This window comes from Delftia sp., assembly GCF_059499305.1.
Genome location: NZ_JCABYI010000009.1, coordinates 260505 through 282387 on the forward strand (window position 1 = coordinate 260505; position 21883 = coordinate 282387).

18 protein-coding genes and 1 tRNA gene are annotated in these 21883 nt (G+C 67.2%); 9 read left to right on the plus strand and 10 right to left on the minus strand.

Annotated elements, in window-relative coordinates:
- Nucleotides 1-39 precede the first annotated feature (39 nt).
- Nucleotides 40-1380: an aminotransferase-like domain-containing protein gene (locus tag AC5I49_RS07585; protein ID WP_016453031.1), complete on the minus strand. Its 1341-nt coding sequence runs from the start codon at nucleotides 1378-1380 to the stop codon at nucleotides 40-42.
- A 102-nt stretch (nucleotides 1381-1482) separates the two neighbouring features.
- On the opposite strand from AC5I49_RS07585, the gene AC5I49_RS07590 reads away from it, so the two are divergent.
- A complete protein-coding gene (locus AC5I49_RS07590; RefSeq protein WP_016453030.1) occupies nucleotides 1483-1968 on the plus strand; it encodes a PaaI family thioesterase in 486 nt (161 codons plus the stop codon).
- Nucleotides 1969-2031: 63 nt separating this feature from the next.
- Here the strand turns inward: AC5I49_RS07590 and AC5I49_RS07595 are convergent, their stop codons facing one another.
- From AC5I49_RS07595 to mfd, 4 genes are all read right to left on the minus strand, one after another.
- A complete protein-coding gene (locus tag AC5I49_RS07595) occupies nucleotides 2032-2562 on the minus strand; it encodes a hypothetical protein (protein WP_016453029.1) in 531 nt (176 codons plus the stop codon).
- Between the two features lie 306 nt (nucleotides 2563-2868).
- Nucleotides 2869-3582, minus strand: a complete 714-nt coding sequence (serB, locus tag AC5I49_RS07600) for a phosphoserine phosphatase SerB (protein WP_495789128.1) — start codon at nucleotides 3580-3582, stop codon at nucleotides 2869-2871.
- A gap of 135 nt (nucleotides 3583-3717) precedes the next feature.
- The gene (locus AC5I49_RS07605; RefSeq protein ID WP_473210674.1) at nucleotides 3718-4383 is read right to left on the minus strand and encodes a hypothetical protein; all 666 of its coding nucleotides are present in this window, start codon (nucleotides 4381-4383) and stop codon (nucleotides 3718-3720) included.
- 16 nt (nucleotides 4384-4399) lie between these two features.
- A complete protein-coding gene (gene mfd, locus AC5I49_RS07610; protein WP_016445269.1) occupies nucleotides 4400-7894 on the minus strand; it encodes a transcription-repair coupling factor in 3495 nt (1164 codons plus the stop codon).
- Nucleotides 7895-8055: 161 nt separating this feature from the next.
- Here mfd and ispD point away from each other — a divergent pair, with 161 nt between their 5' ends.
- Nucleotides 8056-8886, plus strand: coding sequence for a 2-C-methyl-D-erythritol 4-phosphate cytidylyltransferase (ispD, locus tag AC5I49_RS07615; RefSeq protein WP_046238331.1), 831 nt, complete (start codon nucleotides 8056-8058; stop codon nucleotides 8884-8886).
- Nucleotides 8887-8902: 16 nt separating this feature from the next.
- A complete protein-coding gene (gene ispF, locus AC5I49_RS07620; protein WP_013803157.1) occupies nucleotides 8903-9382 on the plus strand; it encodes a 2-C-methyl-D-erythritol 2,4-cyclodiphosphate synthase in 480 nt (159 codons plus the stop codon).
- A gap of 101 nt (nucleotides 9383-9483) precedes the next feature.
- Here ispF and AC5I49_RS07625 read toward each other — a convergent pair whose 3' ends face one another.
- Both AC5I49_RS07625 and ompR read right to left on the minus strand, forming a co-directional pair.
- Nucleotides 9484-10986 carry an ATP-binding protein gene (locus AC5I49_RS07625; protein WP_012204699.1) on the minus strand — a complete coding sequence of 501 codons (1503 nt, stop codon included), beginning with the start codon at nucleotides 10984-10986 and terminating at the stop codon, nucleotides 9484-9486.
- Nucleotides 10987-11228: 242 nt separating this feature from the next.
- Entirely contained in the window at nucleotides 11229-11966 is a 738-nt protein-coding gene (ompR, locus tag AC5I49_RS07630; protein WP_017404718.1) for an osmolarity response regulator transcription factor OmpR, read from the minus strand.
- Nucleotides 11967-12271: 305 nt separating this feature from the next.
- Between ompR and AC5I49_RS07635 the strand changes: the two genes are divergently transcribed.
- The gene (locus AC5I49_RS07635) at nucleotides 12272-13018 is read left to right on the plus strand and encodes an SIMPL domain-containing protein (RefSeq protein WP_046988371.1); all 747 of its coding nucleotides are present in this window, start codon (nucleotides 12272-12274) and stop codon (nucleotides 13016-13018) included.
- Nucleotides 13019-13091: 73 nt separating this feature from the next.
- On the opposite strand, the gene AC5I49_RS07640 is transcribed toward AC5I49_RS07635, so the two are convergent.
- The gene (locus tag AC5I49_RS07640; RefSeq protein ID WP_016445272.1) at nucleotides 13092-13886 is read right to left on the minus strand and encodes a 3-hydroxybutyrate dehydrogenase; all 795 of its coding nucleotides are present in this window, start codon (nucleotides 13884-13886) and stop codon (nucleotides 13092-13094) included.
- A gap of 69 nt (nucleotides 13887-13955) precedes the next feature.
- On the opposite strand from AC5I49_RS07640, the gene AC5I49_RS07645 reads away from it, so the two are divergent.
- From AC5I49_RS07645 to AC5I49_RS07655, 3 genes are all read left to right on the plus strand, one after another.
- A complete protein-coding gene (locus AC5I49_RS07645; protein ID WP_272206357.1) occupies nucleotides 13956-14963 on the plus strand; it encodes an alpha/beta fold hydrolase in 1008 nt (335 codons plus the stop codon).
- Nucleotides 14960-17209 (plus strand): RelA/SpoT family protein, encoded by a 2250-nt coding sequence (locus AC5I49_RS07650; RefSeq protein WP_016453022.1) that lies wholly within the window; start codon nucleotides 14960-14962, stop codon nucleotides 17207-17209. Before AC5I49_RS07645 ends, AC5I49_RS07650 begins: the two co-directional genes overlap by 4 nt.
- A 67-nt stretch (nucleotides 17210-17276) precedes the next feature.
- Nucleotides 17277-17353, plus strand: a tRNA-Val gene (locus AC5I49_RS07655).
- 146 nt (nucleotides 17354-17499) lie between these two features.
- Here AC5I49_RS07655 and speG read toward each other — a convergent pair.
- Both speG and AC5I49_RS07665 read right to left on the minus strand, forming a co-directional pair.
- Nucleotides 17500-18030: a spermidine N1-acetyltransferase gene (speG, locus tag AC5I49_RS07660; protein ID WP_016445275.1), complete on the minus strand. Its 531-nt coding sequence runs from the start codon at nucleotides 18028-18030 to the stop codon at nucleotides 17500-17502.
- A gap of 4 nt (nucleotides 18031-18034) precedes the next feature.
- A complete protein-coding gene (locus AC5I49_RS07665; RefSeq protein WP_279492825.1) occupies nucleotides 18035-18715 on the minus strand; it encodes a TetR/AcrR family transcriptional regulator in 681 nt (226 codons plus the stop codon).
- A gap of 324 nt (nucleotides 18716-19039) precedes the next feature.
- Between AC5I49_RS07665 and AC5I49_RS07670 the strand changes: the two genes are divergently transcribed.
- A complete protein-coding gene (locus AC5I49_RS07670; protein ID WP_047327159.1) occupies nucleotides 19040-20407 on the plus strand; it encodes an NAD(P)-dependent oxidoreductase in 1368 nt (455 codons plus the stop codon).
- A gap of 34 nt (nucleotides 20408-20441) precedes the next feature.
- A complete protein-coding gene (preA, locus tag AC5I49_RS07675) occupies nucleotides 20442-21761 on the plus strand; it encodes an NAD-dependent dihydropyrimidine dehydrogenase subunit PreA (protein WP_013803150.1) in 1320 nt (439 codons plus the stop codon).
- The last annotated feature ends 122 nt before the right edge of the window (nucleotides 21762-21883 follow it).

A 21883-nucleotide genomic window follows, 5' to 3' on the forward strand; every position in this document is an offset into this window, starting at 1 on the left:
GCGCAAGGCCGCTGAACCGGGCCCTGGCCCGGCACAGGCTCAGGGCGGAAAGCCTTCCACGGTATCCCGCAACTGAACGAGTACGGCCTCCAGTTGCGGCAGAGGCACCGAACCCAGTCCCAGGCGCAGCGCATGCGGGGCATGGGGTGTCGTTGCGTAGGCGTGGGCCTGCGATACGGCGATGCCGCACTGTGCCAGCGCCGTGGCCACCCGGTCCATCCTCAGCTCCCCGGGCAGGCGCAGCCAGAGGAAGAGCGAGCAGGGGTGGGCCAGCATCTGCATTCCTGCCAGCGCCTTGCGCGCAATCGCCTGCCGGCGACGTGCCTCCTGCCGCATGCGTTGTTCCTGCTGCCGCACGGAGCCGCTGGCCATCCAGCGCGTGGCCATGGCCGTGACCAGGCCCGGCATGCTCCAGTGGCTGGCGCGCACCACGGCCTTGACGCGGCCTGCCCATGCCTGGGGCACCACCATGAAGCCGAAGCGCAACCCGCTGGCCACGCTTTTCGAGAGGCTGGAGACGTGAATGCAGCGCTCTGGCGCAAGCGTTGCGAGGGCTGCGGGCGCCTTGCCTGCCAGAAAGGCATAGGCAGCATCCTCGATCAGCAGGCAATCGTGGCGCCTTGCGATCTCCACCAGGCGCTGGCGCTGCGCCAGCGGCATCACCCATCCCAGGGGGTTGTGCAGCGTGGGCATGGCATGGATGGCGCGTATGCGCCGGCGTGCGCACAGCCGCTCCAATGCATCGAGGTCGGGACCCTCGTCAAGGGCAGGGACCGGCTGTAGGTCCAGGTCCTGGAGCTCGGCCAGCATCCTGAAGCCCGGGTAGGTCAGCGCGTCCACGGCCACCGCATCGCCGGGCCGCAGCAGCGCACGCACGGCAATGTCCAGTCCTTGCTGCGCGCCGTTGACCAGGAAGATGCGTTCCGGCTCGGCAGCCAGGCCGCGTTCGCGGGCAAGGAAGTCGGCCACGATGCGCCGCTCGTGCAGCCGGCCGCCGGGCGGCTGCTGGTGCATGAGCGCAGCCAGGTCGCCCGAAGCAGCCAGCTCGCGCAGCATGGAGCGCAACAGCCCGGCCTGCCCCGGCCAGGTGGGATGGTTGAAGGACAGGTCGGCCGTGTCCGAACTCAGGCGGGATTCGTCGCTGCCATCCCATTCGCGCTGCTGCGGCCGATCCCGCACAAAGGTGCCGCGCCCGGTTTCGCCGATGACCAGGCCGAGGGAGGCCAGCCGCGCATACACCTTGCTGGCGGACGCCACGGCCATGCCATGGCGGGCCGCGAGGTCGCGGTGCGTGGGCATCAGCGTGCCGGGGGCGAGCCGGCCGGCGCGGATGTCTTCGGCCAGCCGTTCAGTCAGCAGAGCAACGCGAGAGGCAGCCATGGAGTGTAGTTAGGACAATTTTTTGATTGTTCCAGTCTAGGTCATCACACTGGCGAGACGGGCATTCCCGGGCCTTGCCCTCCCGCTCCAGACAGGAAATCCATGCATCTTCCCCGCACTTATCTCCCCGTGCTCGACTATCTGCAGCGGCAGATCGAAGGGCGGCTTGCCGCAGACGAGGCCACGCACATGCGCTATCCGACCGCGATCTCGCAGATGCTGGGGTTTCGCATAGTGGCCGTCGGCGAAGCCATGGCCGTCGTGGAGTTCGACGCCGATGCGCAGCGCCATGGCAACCAGCAGGGCACGGTCCATGGCGGGATGCTGTGCGAACTGGCCGATGCTGCCATAGGCACGGCGCATTCCACTTTGATGGAGCCAGGCCAGAGTTTCACCAGCATCGACCTGAAGGCGGCCTTCCTGCGCCCGGTCTGGCGCTCCAGGCTGTGCGCGCGGGCGTGGGCCGAGCACCGTGGGCGCACGATCAGCCACTACCGCTGTGAAATCGAGCGTGATGATGGCAAGGCCGTTGCGAGCATCGCCAGCGCCGTGATGACGCTGCGTGGAGAGCATGCGCAAGGCCGTTGAAGCAGCCGCTGGACAAAACAGAAAGGCCGCGACAGGCGCGGCCTTTTGCAAGGAGCAGGCGGTTTACTTGGCGGCGGCGCGGGCGGCTTCTGCCTTGGCCTTGGCTTCATCGGCCTTGCGCTGCAGCTCGGCTGCCTCGGTTTCGGCGGCCTTGGCCTTGGCTTCGGCCTCCTTGGCGGCAGCGTCCTTTTCAGGGGTCATGGCGCCGGCCAGCGCATTGCCGGCCATGGAGCCGGCAACGGCGCCCACGGCGGCGGCGCCCAGCGTGCCCATCATGCCCGGGCCTGCAGCACCTGCAGTGGCAGGTGCCGCTGCCGGAGCGGCGGCTGCGGCGGGCGCGGCCGGCGTTGCTGGCGTGGCAGGAGCTGCCGGGCTGGCAGGCGTTGCCGCCTTGCTGGCGGTGGGCGCCGCAGGCGCTGCGGGCTGGGCAGGGGCCTTGCCGATCGACGCCGGGCGCACGGACTTGCCGCCGCTGCCCATGCGCTTGGCCTGGGCCAGCGTGGGCACGGTCAGCGAGGCAATGGCCAGGGCGATCACGGAGGCAGTGGTGCGGAACGAAGTCTTCACGAAGGTTTTTCCAATCATGGTGGTCATGTGCACGGTCGGCGCAGGCGGGCCTGCGCCGGTCGGAGCGCCACAGGCCGCCCGTCTGCGGGCAGGCCTGCGGCCTTGGGTGTCACATGGGGATGGGGCAGGAGATTCCAAGCACCGGCATGCGGATACGCCGGTGTGCAGCCTGCTGTTGTAGGAGAGCCACCGGCGCTGAGGCGGTGGCCTATGGGGCTGCATCAAGCATTGTAGAAAAGACCGGGGCCTGCCGGAAAAGCAAGCCCACAAAACATTCTCAGCTATTGATTGCGGAGCAGTGCAGCGGCCTGCGCCAGCCCCCGCCGCCGGTTTTCAGCGCAGCACTTCCAGCAGGCGGTCCAGGCCGCCTTCGGTGATGGAGACCTTGGCCTCGTTGCGCACGCGCGGCTTGGCGTGGTAGGCCACGGACAGGCCTGCGACCTGCATCATGGGAATGTCGTTGCTGCCGTCGCCCACGGCGATGCACTGGTCGGGGCGAATGCCCAGCAGCGAGGCGACTTCCAGCAGCGTGCGGCGCTTTTCGGCGCCGTCGCAGATGTCGCCCCAGGGCTGCTCGATCAGGCCGCCGGTCAGCGCGCCATCGCGCATCTCCAGCACGTTGGCACGCACGAAGTCGATGGCCAGCATGCCGCGCACATGTTCGGCAAAGTAGGTGAAGCCGCCCGAGACCAGCAGCACCTTCAGGCCCGCAGCCTGGGCTGCGCGCACCAGGGTTTCGGCGCCCGGGGAGAGCTTCAGGCGCTCGGCCAGCACGCGGGCCATGTCGGTCTCGGTCACGCCGACGAGCTTGCCCACGCGCTGGCGCAGGCTGTCCTTGAAGTCGGTGATCTCGCCGCGCATGGTGGCTTCGGTGATGGCCGAGACCTCGGCCTTCTTGCCGGTGGCGTCGGCGATCTCGTCGATGCACTCGATGGTGATCAGCGTCGAGTCCATGTCGAACGCGATGAGCTTGTAGTCGGCCAGCTTCAGTGGCGGCTGGATGCCGCGGATCAGCAGTCCGGGCGCGAATTCGGTGACATCGGTCATGGGTGGGGCAGCAAAAAGGGACGGGCCGCCGGGCTGGCGGGTATCAGGCGCGAATCATATCCAGAGCCAGGGCCGCGCGGCGCAGTCACTGGCCTTGGCACTGCGGCGCGCCACGGCTTGTGCCTGGATGCGCCCTCAGGGCGCAGGTGGGCGGCGCAGGTAGATGGCATCCGACCAGGTGGCCAGCCATTGGGGACGGAACACCACGAAGATGGCCGTCACCATGCCGGTGACCACGGCATCGCCCCAGGCCATGAGCCAGCGCGCAATGCGCGACAGGTCCTCGTTGACACCGGGAAGCGAGTGGCCTGCGGCCTGGGCCAGCAGGGCCGAGATGAAGACGCACAGCACCGTGCCCGCAAAGCCGCGCGCGAGAATGAAGACAAAGATCTGGTGCGGCAGCCAGCGCCGCAGCGCCGCGCCCCAGAGCATGGCCAGCGTGGCGGGCACGATGCCCTGCCAGACCGAGATGCCCAGCGCATCTCCCCAGCCCAGGGCCGGCGACAGCAGGGCGGCCAGCCCGCCCACGACGAGCAGCAGCGGCACGGCCAGAGGCCAGCCCAGCATGAGCACCACCAGCGGCGCCGAGGACCACTGCAATTGCAGCGGCATGCGGTGCAGCGTGGGCAGGGCCCAGATCCAGGGCAGCAGCACGAGCACGCCCAGCAGCGGCGTGACCAGGGGCGAGGCCATGCGGTCCAGCGGCCCGCCCGGGCCCGGGCGGCCGGCCAGCATGCGCCAGGGGCGCAGCCACAGCGCGGCGGCCAGGGCCAGCAGGGCGATGCTCGCTTCGAGGAACATGGCTAGGACAACCCTTCTATGCGGGCTGGGCCGCCTTTGCCTCCACCAGCGGCTGGCCCAGGCTGCGCAGCACGTCGCGCACCATCTGGGCGCGGTCCTTGGGGTTGTCCAGGGCGCGCTCGATGCGCAGCTTCTCGTTGCCGGCCAGCTTGATGTGCTTGTTCTTCTGGATGAGGTGGATGATGGCCATCGGGTCCACCGGCGGCTGGGGCTTGAAGGTGATGTTGATGACGCCGGGCGCCGCATCGACCTTGACCACGCCGTAGGGCTGGGACAGCACGCGCAGGCGGTGCACGTCGATCAGCGTCTGCGCCTGGGGCGGCAGCTTGCCGAAGCGGTCCACGATTTCTTCGAGCAGGGTGTCGATCTGGTCGCTGGTGCGGGCCGTGGCCAGTTTCTTGTAGAAGGACAGGCGCAGGTGCACGTCGCCGCAGTAGTCGCCCGGCAGCAGGGCCGGCGCGTGCAGGTTGATGTCGGTGGAGGCCGACAGCGGGCTGAGCAGATCGGGCTCCTTGCCGGCCTTGAGGCTGCGCACGGCCTCGGACAGCATCTCGTTGTAGAGCTGGAAGCCCACCTCCATCATGTTGCCGCTCTGGTTCTCGCCCAGCACCTCGCCGGCGCCGCGGATCTCCAGGTCGTGCATGGCCAGGTAGAAGCCCGAGCCCAGTTCCTCCATCTGCTGGATGGCCTCCAGCCGCTGCTGGGCCTGCTTGGTCAGGCTGTCCAGGTCGGGCACCATCAGGTAGGCATAGGCCTGGTGGTGGCTGCGGCCCACGCGGCCGCGCAGCTGGTGCAGCTGGGCCAGGCCGAATTTGTCGGCGCGGCTGATGAGGATGGTGTTGGCGCTGGGCACGTCGATGCCCGTCTCGATGATGGTCGAGCACAGCAATATGTTGTAGCGCTGGGCCACGAAGTCGCGCATCACGCGTTCGAGCTCGCGCTCGGGCATCTGGCCGTGGGCCACGGCAATGCGTGCCTCGGGCAGGATTTCCTCGAGCTTTTGCTTGCGGTTCTCGATGGTCTCGACCTCGTTGTGCAGGAAGTAGCACTGGCCGCCGCGCTTGAGCTCGCGCAGCACGGCCTCGCGGATCACGCCCGTACCCTCGTTGCGCACAAAGGTCTTGATGGCCAGGCGCCGCTGGGGCGCGGTGGCGATGACGGACAGGTCGCGCAGGCCTTCCAGCGCCATGCCCATGGTGCGCGGGATGGGCGTGGCCGTCAGCGTGAGCACGTCCACCTCGGCGCGCATGGCCTTCATGGCTTCCTTGTGGCGCACGCCGAAGCGGTGCTCCTCGTCGATGATCAGCAGGCCCAGGTTCTTGAACTGCGTGGACTCGGACAGCAGCTTGTGCGTGCCCACGACGATGTCCACCGAGCCGTCGGCAATGCCCTTGACGGCCGCCGTGATCTCCTTGCCCGAGCGAAAGCGCGAGACTTCGGCCACCTTGATCGGCCACTTGGAGAAGCGGTCCACCAGGGTCTGGTAATGCTGCTCGGCCAGCAGCGTGGTGGGCGCGAGGAAGGCCACCTGCTTGCCGCCCGTGATGGCCACGAAGGCCGCGCGCAGCGCCACCTCGGTCTTGCCGAAGCCCACGTCGCCGCAGACCAGGCGGTCCATGGGCTGGGGGCTGATCATGTCCTGGATCACGGCGTGGATGGCGGCGCGCTGGTCCGCCGTTTCCTCGAAGCCGAAGTCGTTGGCGAACTGCTCGTAGTCCTGGGGCGAGTAGCGGAAGGCATGGCCCTGGCGTGCGGCGCGGCGTGCGTAGATGTTCAGCAGCTCGGCTGCCGAGTCGCGCACCTGCTCGGCCGCCTTGCGCTTGGCCTTTTCCCACTGCGTGCCGCCAAGCTTGTGCAGCGGCGCGTCCTCGGGTGAGACGCCCGTGTAGCGGCTGATCAGCTGCAACTGGCTGACGGGCACGTAGAGCACGGCGTTGCCCGCGTACTCCAGGTGCAGGAATTCCTGCACGGCCGGCGTGCCGTCCGGGTTCTTCTGGCCCATGTCCATGTGGACCAGGCCCTGGTAGCGGCCGATGCCGTGGTCCGAGTGCACCACGGGGTCGCCCACCTTGAGTTCGGACAGGTCCTTGATCAGCGCCTCCACATCGCTGACCTGCTCCTGCCGGCGGCGCCTGCGGCCCGTGGGGCTGGTGGCGAACAGCTCCGTCTCGGTGACGAAGTCCAGGCCTTCCTCCACCCAGGCAAAGCCGTTCATCAGCCCGGCAGTGGCAATGCCCACCTTCTCGCCCGCATCGCCCTGGAACTCGGCCAGCGAGTCGAAGACCGGCGGGTTCACGCCCGAGGCGCGGAAGAAGTCCAGCAGGCTTTCTCGGCGGCCATCGGACTCGGCCAGCAGCAGGATGCGGTGGGCGCTGGCGGCAATGTGCCTTTGCAGCCGCGCCAGCGGGTCCTCGGCGCCACGCACCACGGACAGGTCCTCCAGCTTCTGGAAGATGGCGCTGTCGGCCACGTCCTCGGTGCCTGGGCGCAGCGCGAGCTGGGCGTGCTCCTTGGCGCGCGTGTAGAACTGGTCGGCGGACAGGAACAGCACCTCGGGCGGCAGGGCCGGGCGCTCGGGGTCGCCCTGCACCAGGCGGAAGCGCTCCTTGGTGTCCTGCCAAAAGCGCTGGAAGGCCGGCTCCAGGTCGCCATGCATCACCACGGTGGCATCGGCGCCCAGGTAGTCGAACACGGTGGCCGTTTCGTCGAAGAACAGCGGCAGGTAGTACTCGATACCGGCCGTGGCAATGCCCTGACCCATGTCCTTGTAGATGCGGCTGCGCGTGGGATCGCCCTCCAGCAGCTCGCGCCAGCGCTGGCGGAACTTGGCGCGCGCGTCCTCGTCCATGGGGAACTCGCGGCCGGGCAGCAGGCGCACCTCGGGCACGGGGTAGAGGCTGCGCTGGGTGTCGGGGTCGAAGGTGCGGATGGAGTCGATCTCGTCGTCGAACAGGTCCACCCGGTAGGGCTGCAGCGAGCCCATGGGAAACAGGTCGATCAGGCCGCCCCGCACCGCGTACTCTCCATGGCTGACCACCTGGGAGACATGCTGGTAGCCGGCCAGCGTCAGCTGGGCCTTGAGTTTGGCCTCGTCCAGCTTCTGGCCGCTCTTGAACTCGAAGGTGTAGCCGGCCAGGAAGGAGGGCGGCGCCAGCCGGTACAGCGCGGTGGTGGCGGGCACCAGCACCACGTCGGCGCCATGCTCCTTGTCGCGCTGGTTGATGCGCCACAGCGTGGCCAAGCGCTCGCTGATCAGGTCCTGGTGGGGAGAGAAGCTGTCGTAGGGCAGGGTCTCCCAGTCGGGGAACAGCGCGCAGCGCAGGCCCGGGGCGAAGAAGGCCATCTCGTCGATCAGCCGCTGGGCATCCGAGGCGTCGGCCGTGACGATGGCCGTCACCCGGCCTGCCGCCTTCTCGCGCTCGCCCAGGCGGGCCAGCAGCAGGGCGTCGGCGCTGCCCACGGGGCGGGGCAGGGTGAAGCGTTTTCCGGGAGTGAGCTTGGGCAGTTCCATGGTGCTTGGACGTGGGCGCCGCAGCGCCTGGGCGAAGTAACGACAAAACCCCTCGGCACGCGCAGAGGGGTATCGAACCATTTTAGCCAGCACGCATGGCGGCCATGCAGGCATGCCCGCATGTCCATGGTGGCGCATGGCCGTCACTACAATGCGCCACCATGACAGATCTGCTTGCGGCGGCTGCGCCCGCGTCCCTGGAGCCGGCCCGCCTGTGGGCCTTGATCCCCTGCGCGGGCACGGGCTCGCGCGCCATCGCACCCGATGCGCCTGCGCCTGAACTGCCCAAGCAATACCACCTGGTGGCCGGTGCGCCCATGGTGGCGCACACGCTGGCCGCCTTTGCGGGTGCAACGCGCGTACACCACACGCTGGTGGTGATCGCGCCCGGCGATGATTTCTGGCGCCAGGGCCTGCCGGGCCCGTCGCCCACGCGCTACTCCACGGCGGCATGCGGAGGCGCCACGCGGGCCGAATCCGTGACCAACGGCCTGAAGGAGCTGCTGGCGCGCGGTGCGGGCGCGCACGACTGGGTGCTGGTGCACGATGCCGCGCGCTGCCTGGTGACGCCCGCGCTCATCGATGCCCTGATCGACGCCTGCGAGCACGATGCCGTGGGCGGCCTGCTGGCGCACAAGCTGCCCGACACGCTCAAGACGGCCGTGGCCGGGCCCAGCGGGGTGCGCGTGGCGGGCACGGTGGACCGCAGCGACAAATGGCTGGCGCAGACGCCGCAGATGTTCCGCATCGCGCCGCTGCTCGATGCGCTGCAGCACGCCGGCTCGGCCGTGACCGACGAGGCCAGCGCCATGGAGGCCGTGGGCCAGCGCCCGCGCCTGGTGCCCGGCGGCGCGCAGAACTTCAAGGTCACCTATCCGGACGATTTCGCGCTGGCCGCCGCCGTGCTGTCGCAGCGCGAGCGCAGCACCACGCTGGAGCGATACCGGGGCCAGCGCGACCATCCGCAGGCGTCGGGCAATCCATTTTTCTGAACCTGGAATGTTTCACATGAATTTTCGTATTGGCGAGGGCTGGGACGTGCATGCCCTGGTGCCCGGGCGCAAGCTGATCCTGGGCGGCATCGAGGTGCCGCACGAACTGGGGCTGCTGGGCCATTCCGATGCCGACGTGCTGCTGCACGCCATCACCGACGCGCTGCTGGGCGGCGCGGCGCTGGGCGACATCGGCCGGCATTTCCCCGACACCGACCCCGAATTCCGTGGCGCCGATTCGCTGGTGCTGCTGGTGGAAGCGGCGCGCCGCGTGCGCGCCACGGGGCTGGAGATCGGCAACATCGACAGCACCATCATTGCCCAGGCCCCCAAGCTGGCGCCGCACATTCCCGCCATGCGCGAGCGCATCGCCACGGCGCTGGGGCTGGCGCTGGACCAGGTCAACGTCAAGGCCAAGACGGCCGAAAAGCTCGGCCCCGTGGGCCAGCAGCAGGCCATGGAGGCGCGCGCTGCCGCCTTGCTGTTCCGCGCCTGACCGGAGGGGGCCATCCCCATGCAAAAGGCCCGGGCGATCGGTCAACGATCGCCGGGGCCTTTGTATCTGCCGAACGTATCTGCCGAACGCGCGCTGCGGGCTCAGTCCTCTCCGTCCAGGGCGCCGTCCTGCGCACGCGGGGGCAGCTGGCGCTTGATCTGCGGGCGCTGCAGACGCTGCTCGGGCTCGGCACCCTTGGCCACGCCCGAGGCACGCTGCAACTGAACATGGGCAACCAGCCCGCCCGTGGAGGAGTTGGACAGCGCAAACACGCCGCCCATGCGCTGCACCGTCTTGTCCACGATGGACAGGCCCAGGCCCGCCCCCGCTGCGGCCGTGCGCGCGGAGTCGCCGCGGAAGAAGGGCTGTGTCAGGCTGGCGAGCTGCTCGGGCGGCACGCCACGGCCATGGTCGCGGATGCGGATCACCACCCAGCTTTCGCGTTCCGATGCCGTCACATCCACGTGGGTGGTTTCGGTCTCGGGCGTCTTGCCGTAGCGGCGTGCGTTCTCGAACAGGTTGGAGATCACGCGCGCCAGTTCCACCTCGTCGGCCAGCACATAGACGCCTTCGGGCACGGCCATGCTGATCTGCAGCTCGCGGTGGTCCTGCACCGCATAGACGCAGGAGGACACCACGGCATGCAGGTTCACCGGGTTGAGGGTGACATGGTCGGGGCGGGCGTAGTCCAGGAATTTGTCGATGGTGGCGTCGAGCTGCACGATGTCGGCCACCATGTGCTCGCGCGCCACGTCGTCCACCACGCTCATCTCGGTCTCCAGCCGCAGGCGCGCCAGCGGCGTGCGCAGGTCGTGGGAGATGCCGGCCAGCATCACCGCGCGGTCCTGCTCCAGCTGGGCCAGTTTCTGCGCCATGCGATTGAAGCCGATGTTGACCTCGCGGATCTCGCTGGTGACGGCTTCCTCGTCCAGCTGGCTGGCGTCGAAGTCGCCATCTCGCACGCGGTTGGCCGCATAGCTCAACTGCTTGAGTGGCCGGTTGATCAGGCGCGCGATGGCCGCCGCCCCCGCCAGGGACAGCAGGCCGGCCGTGATCAGCCAGATCAGCCAGGTGCGCCCGCTGGCCGGCGTGAAGCGCGAGCGGTCCATCAGCAGCCAGGTGCGGTCGCCATTGATGGTGAAGCCCACCCACAGCCCCGGTTCGCCATTGACGCTGCGCGCCACGATGGTGCCGTAGCCCAGGCGGCGCGTGAGCTCCTCGGTCAGGCGCTTGCCCAGCGTGCTCTGGTCCAGCAGCTCGAAGCTGTCGCCAGGCTCGCGCGGCAGAATGCGCACGCCTTCCTGGTCGGCCATGGTCTTGATCAGCGAGACGCGGTTGATGGCATCCGAATGCACCAGGGCCGCGCGGCTGAGGTTGACCAGCGAGGCGATCTGCTGGGCGGTGTGCAGCGTGCGCGGCTCGAATTCGAAGGCGCGCAGCGTCTGCAGCCACGCCAGGATGCTGCCCACCAGCAGCAGGGCCAGCAGGCAGAAGGTACGCCAGAAAAGATTGAGTCCCAGCGGAGAGCGCGCAGTCATGCGCCGCTCGTAGTCGAGCGGCGCAGGGCTGGTGGCGTCATGGGGCGGGACGGTGAAGGAACTCATGGAAGCGGTTCGTCATTCTAGGGGCCGGCTGCGAGATTACGCCTGTGCCGGCCAGCCTGCGTTACCGGTTGTCTCGGGCGACAGGGTGAGGTTTTGGCGCTGCGCATTGTCAACGGCACATAAAACGTTACGGCCCCAACCCAGGGACGCCGAGCAAGAGCCGCCTCGCGGCGAGGGCGTCGTCCCCCTCCCGCGGAGCGAGAGAGGGGGAAGGCGCGCAGCGCCTCAGGGGGTGATGCATTTCAGTTCGCGCCGTCCGGTACGAACACATAGCCGACGCCCCAGACCGTCTGGATATAGCGCGGAGCGGCGGCATCTTCCTCGATCAGCTTGCGCAGGCGCGAGACCTGCACGTCCAGGCTGCGGTCGAAGGGCTCGAACTCGCGGCCGCGCGCCAGCAGGGCCAGCTTCTCGCGCGACAGCGGCTGGCGCGGGTGGCGCACCAGGGCCTTGAGCATGGCGAATTCGCCCGTGGTCAGCGGCAGTTCCTCGCCGTTCTTTTGCAGCACGCGCGTGCCCAGGTCGAAGGTGAAGGGGCCGAAGCTCACCACCTCGTTGTCGCCGGAAGGCGCGCCCGGCGCTTCCTGCGGCGGGCGGCGGCGCAGCACGGCATGGATGCGGGCCAGCAGTTCGCGCGGGTTGAAGGGCTTGCCCAGGTAGTCGTCGGCGCCCACTTCCAGGCCCACGATGCGGTCCACATCCTCGCCCTTGGCGGTCAGCATGATGATGGGCGTGCGGTCGTTGGCCGAGCGCAGGCGGCGGCAGATGGACAGGCCATCTTCGCCGGGCATCATCAGGTCAAGCACGATCAGGTCCACCGTTTCGCGCAGCAGGATGCGGTTCAGCGCCTTGCCATCTTCGGCAATCATGATCTCGAAGCCTTCCTGCGTCAGGTAGCGGCGCAGCAGGTCGCGGATGCGCGCATCGTCATCCACCACCAGGATCTTGTCGGTGCGGTTGGTCGTAGTGGCCATGTTCATCCTCGGTCGGTCATTTGTAACAGCCGCCATTGTTACCAGCTTGCGCCGAAAAGTCTGGACAAACCCCCGAAATATTGCCGTGTGTTACAGATGTTGCGTTTAAATTTAGAACGGAAAATGTGTCTTTAGAATATTTAACTATGGGTTTTCCATGTTGATGCATTTATCGTTGCAATAATGTTGTCAATGGAGGAGCCGGCAGGCCTGCTTGGCTCCACACCTGTCACCATCTGGCGGCATGCCGTAGCGAAAGGGCGGCATGCAGTTGTATCCCTGAACTACCTTTCATTTCAAAGGGTGAACGCATGAGCAAGCTTTCCAAACAGCTGTCCCGCCCCTGGGTCAAGTCCGTGGTCGCGGCCACTGCGCTGGCCTGTGCCAGCGGTGCCTGGGCGCAGAACGCCGGCACGGCGCCGGCACAGCCTGCCAACGTGGTGCAGTTGTCTGCAGAAGGCTCGGTGGACGTGGTGCAGGACCTGCTGACCGCCACCTTGTCGGCCACGCGCGAAGGGCGTGATGCCGCCGCGGTCCAGTCCCAGCTGCAGAAGGTGGTCGAGGCCGCCATGGCCGTGACCAAGCGCAGCGCCCAGCCGGGCCAGATGGATGTGAGCACCGGCAGCTTCGGCATCTATCCGCGCTATGGCAAGGACAACAAGGTGGAAGGCTGGCAGGGCCGCGCCGAGATTCTTCTGCAGGGCCGCGACTTCGCGCGCATCACGCAGACGGCGGCCCAGGTGCAGGACATGACGCTGTCGCAGGTGGGCTTCGGCCTGTCGCGCGAGGCCCGTGAAAAGGTCGAAGGCGAGGCCCAGGCCAAGGCCATCGAGCAGTTCAAGCAGCGCGCCTCCACGCTGTCCAAGAGCTTCGGCTTTGCCAACTACAGCCTGCGCGAGGTCAACGTGAGCAGCAGCGATACCTCGGTGCCCATGCCGCGTCCGCGCATGATGGCCATGTCCGCCAAGGCCGCTGGCGCGGAAATGGATGCCGTGTCCGTGGAAGCGGGCAAGGCGCAGGTGATGGTCCACGTGTCGGGCTCGGTGCAGATGTACTGAGCAGGCGTGGGCCGCCCATGAAAAAAGGAGCGCCGTGGCGCTCCTTTTTTGACGTGAACCGGTGCTGGCGCGCTTACTGCGCAGCCCAGCCGCCATCCATGTTCCAGGCCACGCCGCGCACGTTGGCTGCGGCGGGCGAGCAGAAGAACACGGCCAGTTCGCCCAGTTCCTCGGGCGTGGTGAACTGCATGGAGGGCTCTTTCTCGCCCAGCAGCAGCTTCTTGGCTTCTTCGTTGCTGATGCCGTGCTGCTCGGCCTTGGCGTCCACCTGCTTTTGCACCAGTGGCGTCAGCACCCAGCCGGGGCAGATGGCGTTGCAGGTGATGCCGGAGGTGGCGTTCTCCAGCGCCGTGACCTTGGTCAGCCCGACAATGCCGTGCTTGGCCGCCACGTAGGCAGACTTCTGCGCCGAACCCACCAGGCCGTGCACCGAGGCCACGTTGATGATGCGGCCCCAGCCCTTGCCGCCATCGGCCGCCTGCATCATGGGCAGGACCAGGCGCGAGGTGTGGAAGGCGCTGGACAGGTTGATGGCGATGATGGCGTCCCAGCGCTCGGGCGGGAAGTCTTCCACGCGCGCCACGTGCTGGATGCCGGCATTGTTCACGAGGATGTCGATCTGGCCGAAATTGCGCACGCTGTACTGGACCATGTCCTCGATGTCCGCCACGCGGCTCATGTCGGCGCCGTGATAGGCGACCTGGGCGCCGGCGGCCTGGCCTGCGGCCAGCACTTCGGCACGGGGGCCGTCCACATCGCCGAAACCATTGAGCACGATATTGGCGCCCTGGCGGGCCAGCGCCTTCGCGATCCCGAGGCCGATGCCGCTGGTCGAGCCGGTCACGAGGGCGGTCTTGCCTTTCAACATAGAGAGTCTCCGAATGAATGTACGATGCAACACAGCCATTATCGGCGCCGGCTCCGCGAATGCGTTTCCATGAATCATCCTACGCTGAACTACGTATCCTGCCCGGGGGTTGCCGGGCGTGCCTCACCCTGGAGCCGTACTGCCAGCCCGGCTGCTCAAGAGAATGCTTCGCACCGCATGGCTTATTGGGAATGGAATCGCACCGGCGATCCGCACCATCCCCATGTCGTGGTCTGCGTGCACGGCCTTTCGCGCCAGGGGCGTGACTTCGACGCGTTGGCCGAGCGGCTCAGCGAACGTGCCCGCGTGATCTGCCCCGATGTGGTCGGGCGTGGCGAAAGCGACTGGCTGCAGGATCCGACCGCCTACCAGGTGCCTCTTTACGCAGCCGACATGCTGGCCTTGCTGGCCCAGGTGCATGCGCAGGCGCCTGTCGAACAATTGGATTGGGTGGGCACCAGCATGGGCGGGCTGATCGGCATGGCGCTTGCGGGCCAGCCGGGGCTGCCGCTGCCGGCGCCCATTCGCAGGCTGGTGCTCAACGATGTGGGACCTGTCATCGAGTGGTCTGCCCTGGAGCGCATAGGTCAGTACCTGGGCAAGGGCGTGCATTTTGAAAATCTTGAGCAGGCAGCCCATGCGCTGCTCTTGATTTCCGAAGGCTTCGGCCCACATAGCGAAGGGCAATGGTTGCGATTGACGCGACCTATGATGCGGCCGGCCGCCGATGGCGGCCTTGTCCTGCACTATGACCCTCAGATTGCGGTGCCCCTGCAGCACATGACGCGCGAGATGGCCCAGGCCGGCGAAGCGCTGCTGTGGCAGCTGTATGACCAGATCAAGGCACGCGTCTTGCTAGTTCGTGGTGCGCAGTCCGATCTGCTGACGGCGGCCACGGCACAGGCCATGGCGCAGCGCGGCCCGAAGGCGCATTGCGTGGAATTTGAAGGGGTGGGGCATGCGCCCACCTTCGTCGCAGCAGGGCAGGTGGCCTTGCTGTGCCGGTTCTTATGGGGAGAAGAGCGCTTGCCAAGCACCATGAATCTTGCCGAGCAGGCCAGGGAGAGTGACGAATGAAGACTGCCAGCAGCGAGGCCGCCGTGCAGGCGCCTTCGCCCGCCGCAGCCGCGCCGGGCCAGGTGCCGTCGGTGCTGCCGCACCTGATCACGGCCACGTCGCAGACCCTGCCCGAACAGGTCAACGCGCTGGCGCGCGCGCGCAGCTTTGCCGAGCCGCTGATCGCCACCGAGACCATGGAGTCCGGTGAGAACACCATGGCCCATGCCGATGCGGTGGCTGCCATCCTCAAGACCATCGGCGGCTCCGAAACCATGCAGGCGGCGATCTATCTGGTGCATGCCAGCGTGCACCTCAATCGCCCGCAGGAAGTGATCGCCAAGGCCTTTGGCGAGAATTTCGCCACCCTGGCCGTGGAAACCAACAAGCTCATGCGCGTGCAGGAGCAGGCGCGCGGCGCCGAGCTGGGCGGCCAGTACCTGGACGATGAGGCCACGCAGACCGAGAACGTGCGCAAGATGCTGCTGGGTTTCTCGCGCGACCTGCGCGTGGTGCTGCTGCGGCTGGCGTCGCGCCTGCAGACGCTGCGCTACTACGCAGCCAGCAAGCGCCCGGTCTCGCCCGGCATTGCGCGCGAGGCGCTGACGGTGTTTGCGCCGCTGGCCAACCGGCTGGGCATCTGGCAGATCAAGTGGGAGCTGGAGGATCTGTCCCTGCGCTTCCTGGAGCCCGAGACCTACCGCGAAGTGGCCCGCCTGCTCGATGAAAAGCGCGTGGAGCGTGAAGCCTATATGGAGCAGATGCGCGCACGGCTGGAGGCCGACCTGCGCGCGCACAGCATCAGCGCCACCGTGCAAGGCAGGCCCAAGCACATCTACAGCATCGTCAAGAAGATGCGAGGCAAGTCGCTGAACTTCGACCAGGTCTTCGACATCCGCGCCATGCGTGTCGTCGTGCCCACGATCAAGGACTGCTACGCCACCCTGTCCTGGGTGCACGAGCAGTTCACGCCCATCGAGGCGGAATTCGACGACTACATCGCCAAGCCCAAGCCCAACGGCTACCAGTCGCTGCACACCGTGGTGCGCGACGAGACGGGCCGCGCCATCGAGATCCAGATCCGCACCCAGGCCATGCACGACCATGCCGAGCACGGCGTGGCCGCCCACTGGGCCTACAAGGAGGCGGGCACCAAGGGATACGCGGGTGTCACGGCCAGCAGCGAGTACGACGCCAAGATCGCCGTGCTGCGCCAGTTGCTGGCCTGGGGCAGCGACCTGGCGGGCGCCCACCATCGGGGCCTGTTCGAGGACCGCATCTACGTGCTCACTCCCGATGCGGCCGTCATCGAGCTGCCGCAGGGCGCGACGCCCGTGGATTTCGCCTATTCGGTGCACACCAGCCTGGGGCACCGCTGCCGCGGTGCGCGCGTGGACGGCGCCATGGTGCCGCTGAACACGCCGCTGCAAAACGGCCAGACCGTGGAGATCACCACGGTCAAGGAGGGGCGCCCCTCGCGCGACTGGCTCAACGCCGACCTCGGCTACCTGACCAGCAACCGTGCCAAGGCCAAGGTGCGTGCCTGGTTCAATGCCCAGGCCACGCACGAGACCGTGGCGCGCGGCCGCGAGGCGGTCGAGAAACTGCTGCAGCGCGAGGGCAAGACGGCCGTCAAGCTGGAGGAGCTGGCCGTTCAGCTCGGCTTCAAATCGGCCGATGCCTTGTTCGAAGTCGTCGGCAAGGATGAATACTCGCTGCGCAACATCGAGACCGTGCTGCGACCGGCCGAGGCGGAGGAGGAAGTCGAGGAATTCTCCCCGGTGCGCAAGGCACGTGGCACGGACTCGCCCAAGGGCGGCGTGCTGGTCGTGGGCGTGGATTCGCTGATGACGCAGTTGGCCAAGTGCTGCAAGCCTGCGCCGCCGGACGACATCCGGGGCTTTGTCACGCGCGGCAAGGGCGTGAGCGTGCACCGCTGCGACTGCTCCAACTTCCGTGAAATGGCAGCGCGCAATTCCGAGCGCGTGATCGACGTGGCCTGGGGCCAGCCCAAGGCGGCGGCCGTGGCCTCGGCCGTCTACCCGGTCGATGTGTCCGTGGAAGCGGCCGACCGGCAGGGCCTGCTGCGCGATATCTCCGAAGTCTTTGCGCGGGAGAAGACCAATGTCATCGGCGTGCAGACCCAATCCGTCAAGGGAACGGCCTGGATGACCTTCACCGTGGAAGTGGCCGATTCCGGTCGCCTCAACAAGGTGCTGGGTATCGTGGCCGCCGTGGCGGGCGTGCGTTCGGCACGGCGGCGCTGAGCCTGTTCGGGTATTTTTGCCGGAGTCCTGGAAAACCCGTGCTAGAATCACTTTCTCGAACAAACACAGGCGCGTAGCTCAGCTGGTTAGAGCACCACCTTGACATGGTGGGGGTCGTTGGTTCGAGTCCAATCGCGCCTACCAATTTTCCATTGCCAGATGGAATGCAAAAAGCCTTCTGATCACTCAGAAGGCTTTTTTGTTTGGTTTTTTTGTTTGTGCGCCCGCCAACGATGGGGAGACTTGCCGGTCAAGGAGGCGGGCAGGGCCCGCGCTCCTCTGTCAGGAGGTCAGGTGCCGACTCCGGCCTGTGCCTGCAGGTAGTCGTTTTGCAGCAGGTACATGCGGATGGCGTTGCGGTACTGGCCGTTGGCGAAGAACTCGTCGATCAGCACGCCTTCCTGCACGAAGCCTATGCGCGCGTAGATGTGGATGGCCTTCTCGTTCTCCTGGTCCACATGGAGAAAGATCTTGTGCAGGTTGAGCGTCTTGAAGCCATAGTCCAGCGCCAGCCGCGTTGCCTGGGCTGCGATGCCCTGGCCCTGCTGCTCGGGGGCGATGATGATCTGGAACTCGGCGCGCCGGTGGATCAGGTCGATCTCCACCAGCTCGACGAGACCGGCGCGATCGCCCTGGTGCTCGACGATGAAGCGGCGCTCGGTCTGGTCGTGCACGTGGGCGTCGTAGAGTGCGGAAAGCTCGTCGAAGGTCTCGTAAGGCTCCTCGAACCAGTAGCGCATGATGGCGGCATTGTTGTTGAGCAGATGCACGGAGCGCAGATCTTCGCGCTCCAGGGGTCTCAGGCGGATGCTGTGATTCATGCGCTCATTGTGCGAGAGCCGCGGTATCCGGCTGCAGGCCACGGATTACCAGCCGGTAGATCAGGTCGGCCGCCGTGTCGTAGTCGTCGGCGGTCAGTTCCGGCCGGCCCAGCAGCAGCGCGAACTGGGCCTGCTGGTCGGCGTAGGCCTGGGTCACGGACCAGAGGATGAACATCAGGTGGGTGAAATCCACGCGGGCAATCTTGCCCTGCGCCACCCAGCGCTCGAAGGCCTGCACGTCGGCTGCCAGCGCCGGGCCTACCTGGCTCGATATGGCCTGCCCGAAGCGGGGCGCGCCGGCCATCACCTCGCGCGTGAAGACACGGGAGCCATGGGGCCGCTCGCGCGAGGACTGCAGCTTGGCCCGGATGTAGATGCGCAAGGCCTCCGCAGGGTCGTCGCCGCGCAGCAGGTCGGACATGCCGGCCAGCCACTGCGTCAGCACATCGCCCAGCACGCGCAGATACAGCTCCTCCTTGCTGGCGAAGTAGTACAGCAGGTTGTGGCGGCTGAGGCCGGCGTCGTGCGCGATCAGTTCCAGCGATGCGCCTTCGAAGCCGTATTGCGCAAAGTGCAGTTCGGCCGTCTGCAGGATGTTCAGCTCCTTGCGCAGCCGTGCAGCGGTGGGCTTGCGCGTGGCCGATCGGGCCTGGGGGGAGGGCGCATTGTCAGAAAGGTTTGCCATTGCGCAGATGGTAAGTGGAGATAAGTGGCGCCATTTTGGTGCGATTGTCTGGCATCTTTCTTGCTGACGACTTTCTGGGTGATTTTACTGATTGGTAAATTTTTTCACCCGCGTAAATTCCGTTCCACCCCCAGTGCGCCCGACAAGAGGCGTCACTTGCACATGCGAGGACCACGATGAAACCTCCGAAGACTGTGTTGCTGGATCCGGGGCCTTGCAGGAGTTCCTCCTGCGGGCCGCCTTGCGTTGTCCGAGATGGCCCGGCATGGCCCTGCATGCCGTGTCCCCCTTCACGCCCTCAATCCTGACTCTGGAGGATGCACCATGGATAGCCCCGCGCAACGCGCCTGCGGCATTGCTGCCGGCCGCCTGAACCTGGCCGACTACGCGGCCAATTTCTCCGACGCCCACCCCCCGCTGAACCGCGCCCAGGCCCTGATCGAGGCCGAGCGCTGCTACTACTGCTATGACGCGCCTTGCACTACGGCCTGCCCCACCAGCATCGATGTGCCGGCCTTCATCGCCCGCATCGCCCAGGACAACGTCCGTGGCGCGGCGCGCGAGATCCTGACGGCCAATCCGCTGGGCGGCATGTGCTCGCGCGTCTGTCCCACGGAGCAGCTGTGCGAGCAGGCCTGCGTGCGCAACACCCAGGAAGACAAGCCGGTCGAAATTGGTGCATTGCAACGCTATGCGACCGATGCCTTCATGGCCTCCGGTGGTGCACCGCTGTTCCAGCGTGCCGCCGCCACGGGCCGCAAGGTGGCCGTGGTCGGAGCTGGCCCTGCCGGCCTGACCTGCGCTCATCAACTGGCGCTGCAGGGCCACGAGGTGGTGCTGTTCGATGCCCGGCCCAAGCTGGGCGGGCTCAATGAATACGGCCTGGCCAGCTACAAGACTCCGGGCGATTTTGCGCAAAAGGAAATCGACTGGCTGCTGTCCGTGGGCGGGATCACGCCGCGCAACAACCAGCGGCTGGGGCGAGATTTCACGCTGGATTCGCTGCTGGCAGAGCATGACGCCGTATTCCTCGGCCTGGGCCTGGCGGGCGTCAATGCGCTGGGCGCGGCGGAGCCGCAGGCCGAAGGCTTGCGCAATGCGGTGGACTTCATTGCCGACATCCGCCAGGCGGCCGACAAATCCACGGTGCCGGTGGGCCGGCGCGTGGTGGTGATCGGCGGCGGCATGACGGCGGTGGATGCGTCCGTGCAGGCCCGGCTGCTGGGCGCCGACGAGGTCACCATGTTCTACCGCCGGGGCAAGGATGCGCTGTCCGCCTCCTGGGTGGAGCAGGAATGGGCGCAGACCCATGGCGTCAACCTGCGGCTGTGGGCCGCGCCCCAGGAGATCCTGGTGCAGGACGGCAAGGTCTGCGGCGTGCGCATGGCCTGCACCCGCATGGAGGGCGACAGGCTGCAGGTGACGCAGGAGGTGTTCGACGTGCCGGCCGACATGGTGCTCAAGGCCATTGGCCAGACCTATGTCGCCACGCCGGCGGGCGCGGCCATTGCCTTGCGTGACGGCCGTATCGACACCGACGACGAAGGCCGCACCAGCGTGCCGCGCGTGTGGGCCGGCGGCGACTGCCGCGCCGGTGGCCAGGACCTGACCGTGCAGGCGGTGGAGCACGGCAAGGTCGCCGCGCGAGCCATGCACCAGGCGCTGACCAGCGCCGTGGCGGCCGGGGTTTGAGCGGCTGTGCCCGCGCTTTTCAAGGAGCATCGACATGGCAGACATCAGCAGCCGCTTTCTGGGCATTTCCAGCCCCAATCCGTTCTGGCTGGCCTCGGCACCGCCCACGGACAAGGAGATCAACGTCACCCGCGCATTCGAGGCCGGCTGGGGCGGCGTGGTGTGGAAGACGCTGGGCGAGGACCCGCATGTGGTCAACGTGAACGGGCCGCGCTACTCCACCCTCATGGCGCAGGACCGGCGCGTGATGGGCCTGAACAACATCGAGCTGATCACCGACCGGCCGCTGCGCACCAACCTGGAGGAGATGACCCGCGTGAAGAAGGCCTGGCCTGACCGCGCGCTGATCGCCTCGCTGATGGTGCCCTGCGTGGAGGAAAGCTGGAAGCGCATCCTGCCCATGGTGGAGGACACCGGCGCCGACGGGCTGGAGCTGAACTTCGGCTGCCCGCACGGCATGAGCGAGCGCGGCATGGGTGCGGCCGTGGGCCAGGTGCCCGAGTACATCCAGATGGTCACGCAGTGGTGCAAGCAGTACAGCCGGCTGCCGGTGATCGTGAAGCTCACGCCCAACATCACCGACGTGCGCTTTCCCGCGCGGGCGGCCAAGGCCGGCGGGGCGGATGCGGTGTCCCTGATCAACACCATCAACTCGCTGATGGGCGTGAATCTGGACACCCTGGTCATGCACCCCAGCACCGACGGCCAGGGCTCGCACGGCGGCTACTGCGGCCCGGCCGTGAAGCCCATCGCCCAGAACATGGTGGCCGAGATCGCGCGCGACCCGCAGACGGCGGGCCTGCCCATCTCGGGGATCGGGGGCATCACCACCTGGAAGGACGCGGCCGAATACATCGCGCTGGGATGCGGCAATGTCCAGGTATGCACGGCGGCCATGGTCTACGGCTTTCGCATCGTGCAGGACATGTGCGACGGGCTGTCCAACTACATGGACGCGCACGGCTTTGCGCGCATCGAGGACTTCCAGGGCCGGGCCGTGCCCACGGTCAGGGACTGGAAGGACCTCAACCTCAACCACATCGACAAGGCCGTCATCAACCAGGACAGCTGCATCCAGTGCGGGCGCTGCCACGTGGCCTGCGAGGACACCTCCCACCAGGCCATCACTTTCAGCAAGGAGGGCGGTGTGCGCCGCTTCGAGGTGGATGACACCGAATGCGTGGGCTGCAACCTGTGCGTGTCCATCTGCCCCGTGCCCGAGTGCATCACCATGCGCAGCCTGCAGCCGGGCGAGGTGGACCCCCGCACCGGCCAGACGGTCACCGGGGAGTATGCGAACTGGACCACGCACCCGAACAACCCCATGCGCCAGGCCGTGACGGCGCAGGGCTAGAGGGGGCATTGCGGCAGGTCGGCGCACGGCCCGCATCCGGGCCGACCTGGCACGAAATGCGCTTGATGGAAACGGTCAGACCCTGGATCAGCAATGGATTGGTGATTTCTCTCTTCGAGAAG

What these genes read in the sequence shown, in the direction of transcription:
- ispD (WP_046238331.1), top strand. Translation starts at nt 8,056, where the DNA reads ATGACAGATCTGCTTGCGGCGGCTGCGCCCGCGTCCCTGGAGCCGGCC.
- AC5I49_RS07585 (WP_016453031.1), bottom strand. Translation starts at nt 1,380, where the DNA reads ATGGCTGCCTCTCGCGTTGCTCTGCTGACTGAACGGCTGGCCGAAGAC.
- AC5I49_RS07590 (WP_016453030.1), top strand. Translation starts at nt 1,483, where the DNA reads ATGCATCTTCCCCGCACTTATCTCCCCGTGCTCGACTATCTGCAGCGG.
- AC5I49_RS07595 (WP_016453029.1), bottom strand. Translation starts at nt 2,562, where the DNA reads ATGACCACCATGATTGGAAAAACCTTCGTGAAGACTTCGTTCCGCACC.
- AC5I49_RS07640 (WP_016445272.1), bottom strand. Translation starts at nt 13,886, where the DNA reads ATGTTGAAAGGCAAGACCGCCCTCGTGACCGGCTCGACCAGCGGCATC.
- AC5I49_RS07670 (WP_047327159.1), top strand. Translation starts at nt 19,040, where the DNA reads ATGGATAGCCCCGCGCAACGCGCCTGCGGCATTGCTGCCGGCCGCCTG.
- speG (WP_016445275.1), bottom strand. Translation starts at nt 18,030, where the DNA reads ATGAATCACAGCATCCGCCTGAGACCCCTGGAGCGCGAAGATCTGCGC.
- mfd (WP_016445269.1), bottom strand. Translation starts at nt 7,894, where the DNA reads ATGGAACTGCCCAAGCTCACTCCCGGAAAACGCTTCACCCTGCCCCGC.
- AC5I49_RS07645 (WP_272206357.1), top strand. Translation starts at nt 13,956, where the DNA reads ATGAATCATCCTACGCTGAACTACGTATCCTGCCCGGGGGTTGCCGGG.
- AC5I49_RS07625 (WP_012204699.1), bottom strand. Translation starts at nt 10,986, where the DNA reads ATGAGTTCCTTCACCGTCCCGCCCCATGACGCCACCAGCCCTGCGCCG.
- AC5I49_RS07605 (WP_473210674.1), bottom strand. Translation starts at nt 4,383, where the DNA reads ATGTTCCTCGAAGCGAGCATCGCCCTGCTGGCCCTGGCCGCCGCGCTG.
- serB (WP_495789128.1), bottom strand. Translation starts at nt 3,582, where the DNA reads ATGACCGATGTCACCGAATTCGCGCCCGGACTGCTGATCCGCGGCATC.
- AC5I49_RS07650 (WP_016453022.1), top strand. Translation starts at nt 14,960, where the DNA reads ATGAAGACTGCCAGCAGCGAGGCCGCCGTGCAGGCGCCTTCGCCCGCC.
- preA (WP_013803150.1), top strand. Translation starts at nt 20,442, where the DNA reads ATGGCAGACATCAGCAGCCGCTTTCTGGGCATTTCCAGCCCCAATCCG.
- ompR (WP_017404718.1), bottom strand. Translation starts at nt 11,966, where the DNA reads ATGAACATGGCCACTACGACCAACCGCACCGACAAGATCCTGGTGGTG.
- ispF (WP_013803157.1), top strand. Translation starts at nt 8,903, where the DNA reads ATGAATTTTCGTATTGGCGAGGGCTGGGACGTGCATGCCCTGGTGCCC.
- AC5I49_RS07665 (WP_279492825.1), bottom strand. Translation starts at nt 18,715, where the DNA reads ATGGCAAACCTTTCTGACAATGCGCCCTCCCCCCAGGCCCGATCGGCC.
- AC5I49_RS07635 (WP_046988371.1), top strand. Translation starts at nt 12,272, where the DNA reads ATGAGCAAGCTTTCCAAACAGCTGTCCCGCCCCTGGGTCAAGTCCGTG.